General features: G+C 73.7%; 3 protein-coding genes. 2 read left to right on the top strand and 1 reads right to left on the bottom strand.

Annotation, left to right across the window (positions count from 1 at the left end; genetic code table 11):
- Positions 1–960: DUF4328 domain-containing protein (locus ABD317_RS35170; protein ID WP_344295755.1), on the top strand; the 960-nt coding region annotated here is incomplete at its 5' end.
- 13 nt (positions 961–973) lie between these two features.
- On the opposite strand, the gene ABD317_RS35165 is transcribed toward ABD317_RS35170, so the two are convergent.
- Positions 974–2257, bottom strand: coding sequence for an adenylosuccinate synthase (locus ABD317_RS35165; RefSeq protein ID WP_344295752.1), 1284 nt, complete (start codon positions 2255–2257; stop codon positions 974–976).
- Between the two features lie 142 nt (positions 2258–2399).
- Between ABD317_RS35165 and ABD317_RS35160 the strand changes: the two genes are divergently transcribed.
- Positions 2400–3192 (top strand): diacylglycerol kinase family protein (locus tag ABD317_RS35160; RefSeq protein WP_425582525.1); only part of this gene is annotated, 793 nt, incomplete at its 3' end.

Genomic DNA, 3192 nt, shown 5'->3' with positions numbered 1-3192 from the left:
GCCACGACGTCCGTGACCGGCACCGGAGATCCCGGAGAGCCGCCGCCGGCCGGGGCCGGCCCGGCCCCGGGCCCGTTCGGGCAGACGGGTCCGCAGGCCCAGGCCCCGCGGCAGCCGTTCGGCACCCCGCCGCAGCCGCGCCCGGCGTACGGCGCCCCGGGCACCCCGCCGCACGCCCACCAGCAGCCCACCGCCCCCCGGCAGCCCGCGGCGCACCAGCAGCCCACCGCCTACCAGCCGCCGCCCTACGGCACCCCGCCGCCGTACGGCCAGACCGGGTGGCAGGCCGCGCGCCCGGGGCCGGGCACGCCGCGCGCCGTGCGGCCCGTCGCCACGGCGCTGCAGGTGCTGCTGGGCGTCTACGCGGCGTACGTCTGCCTCCAGGCCGTCCAGGAGATCAGCCTCCTCGGCACGCTGAGCGACGCCGGGAGCACGTGGGGCATGGCCGCGGACCTCGACCGGATGGAGAACCTCACCGCCGGCAACTTCCTGCTCTTCGCGGTGGTCGCCGTGCTGTGGTCGGTCTGGTTCCACCGGCTGCGCGCGAACGCCGAGGCGTTCGCCCCGGGCCAGGTGCGCTACTCCCCCGGGCTGGCCATCGGCTGCTGGTACATACCGGTCGCCCAGCTGTGGTTCCCCCTGCAGATCGTCAACGACATCTTCCGGGTCAGCAGCCCGTTCCCGCACCAGACCCGGCCGCCCGTCGGCTACGGCCCGCGGCCCGTGACGTACGGCAAGGGGGTGGTGTACGCCTGGTGGACGGTCTGGATCGCCTCGATGGCGCTCGCCGTGGGCACCGCGGAGAACTGGAAGGTCGGCAGCTCGATCGACTCGGCGTCCCAGATCGTGCTGCTCGACCTGCTGTTCTCGGTGGTGCTGATCGTGACGAGCGTGCTGGCGCTGCTGGTTGTGCAGCAGCTGACGACGCTGCAGGACCAGCGGCTGAAGGGACGTGCCTGACGTCGAGGACGTCTTACAGGAACGAGTTGATCTGGATCGTCTCGTTCCGGCCGGGGCCCACGCCGATCGCCGAGACCGGGGCGCCCGACATCTCCTCCAGCGCCTTGACGTACGCCTGCGCGTTCTTCGGCAGCTCCTCGAAGGTCGTCGCCTTCGAGATGTCCTCGGACCAGCCCGGCAGCATCTCGTACACCGGGGTGGCGTGGTGGAAGTCGGTCTGGCTGTACGGCAGTTCGGTGACCCGGCGGCCGTCGATGTCGTACGCGACGCAGACCGGGATCCGTTCCCAGCCGGTGAGCACGTCGAGCTTGGTGAGGAAGAAGTCCGTCAGGCCGTTGACGCGGGTGGCGTAGCGGGCGATCACCGCGTCGAACCAGCCGCAGCGCCGGTCCCGGCCGGTGGTCACGCCGCGCTCGCCGCCGACGGTGCGCAGCCGGTCGCCGTCCTCGTCGAACAGCTCCGTCGGGAACGGTCCGGCACCCACGCGCGTTGTGTACGCCTTGAGGATGCCGATGACCCGGCTGATCCGGGTGGGGCCGACGCCGGTCCCCGTGCAGGCGCCCCCCGCGGTCGGATTGGACGAGGTGACGAAGGGGTACGTGCCGTGGTCGACGTCGAGGAGCGTGCCCTGCCCGCCCTCGAAGAGGACGACCTTCCCGCCGTCGAGGGCCTCGTTGAGGACGAGGGTGGTGTCGGCGACGTACGGGCGCAGCTGCTCCGCGTAGCCGAGGAGCTGCTCGACGACGGCGTCCGGGCGGATGGCGCGGCGGTTGTAGAGCTTGGCGAGGACCTGGTTCTTCTGGTCCAGCGCCGCGTCGACCTTCTGCCGCAGGATCGACTCGTCGAAGAGGTCCTGCACCCGGATCCCGACGCGGTTGATCTTGTCGGCGTAGGCCGGGCCGATGCCGCGCCCCGTGGTGCCGATCTTCCGCTTGCCGAGGAAGCGCTCCGACACCTTGTCCAGGTCGGTGTGGTACGCCGTGATGAGGTGGGCGTTGCCGCTGACCAGCAGCTTCGACGTGTCCACGCCGCGGTCCTGCAGCGCGCTCAGCTCGCCGAGCAGCACCTCGGGGTCGACGACGACGCCGTTGCCGATCACCGGCGTGCAGCCCGGCGACAGGATGCCCGACGGCAGCAGGTGCAGCGCATACGTCTGGTCGCCGACCACCACCGTGTGCCCGGCGTTGTTCCCGCCCTGGAAACGCACCACGTAGTCCACCGAGCCGCCGAGCAGATCGGTGGCCTTCCCCTTGCCTTCGTCACCCCACTGAGCACCGAGCAGCACAAGTGCGGGCACAGGCGTACACCCCTTCCGGGCGGGGCATGTCCAACGTGCGGTGCGCCGTGCACCGGGGATCGGACCGGGCCCCGGATAGACGAAGCCCCTGGCACAAGTGCGACAGGGGCTCTTGCACCGAGAGATTACCTGAGGAAGGACCGTGGTGTCGGCTCCAGACCCCACCGGGCGCTCACTGCTCGTGCTCATCGACCCCGCTGCACGGCGGGCGGACGGGGAAGCGGTACGGATCGCGAGGGACGTGCTCTCCGCGGCGGCGGCCACGAAGATCTGCCTGCCGGAGAGCGCGGCGGAGCTGACCCGCGCGCTGTCCCGCCCGGGCGGGAGACGGCCGGTGGTCATCGGTGACGACCGGGCGTTCCTGCGGGTGGTGAGCGAGCTGCGCCGGCAGGAGACGCTGGCGGACGCGCCGCTGTCGCTGGTGCCGGTGGGCACGGCGCGGACGCTGGCGGCGACGCTGGGGGTGCCCACGGGCACGGTGGCGGCGGCGCGGACGGTGCTGGACGGCGAGGAGCGGCGGCTGGGGCTGCTGGTGGACGACGGCGGCGGGGTGGTGCTGAACGCGCTGCGCCTGCCGGCGGGGGGCGGTGCGGCGGCGGAGCCGGGCGCGCCGGGGGCCGGCGACGGGCGGGGGGAGCAGGGCGGTGCGGGTGCGGCGGAGGGTGCGCGGGGCGGTACGTCCGGTGGCACGCGGGGAAGCCCGCTGAACGGTCCGGGTGGTCCGGTCGGCCCCGCGGGGGGTGCGCCGGCAGGCGCGCAGGGCGGCGCGGCAAGCGGTCGAAGCGGACCGAACGGACCGAACGGAGGCCCGAGCGGAGGCGCGAGCGGAGGCGCGAGCGGAGGCGCGAGCGGAGGCGCGAGCGGACCGCTGGGAGGTTCACGGGGAGGTCCGCGGGGAGGCCCCCTGGCAGGGCTGGCGCAGCGGGCCGGCGCCG

This window comes from Streptomyces synnematoformans (assembly GCF_039531005.1).
GTDB lineage: Bacteria > Actinomycetota > Actinomycetes > Streptomycetales > Streptomycetaceae > Streptomyces > Streptomyces synnematoformans.
The sequence above is the reverse complement of the archived record's forward strand: the minus strand, read 5'-3'. Positions and strand labels throughout refer to the sequence as shown.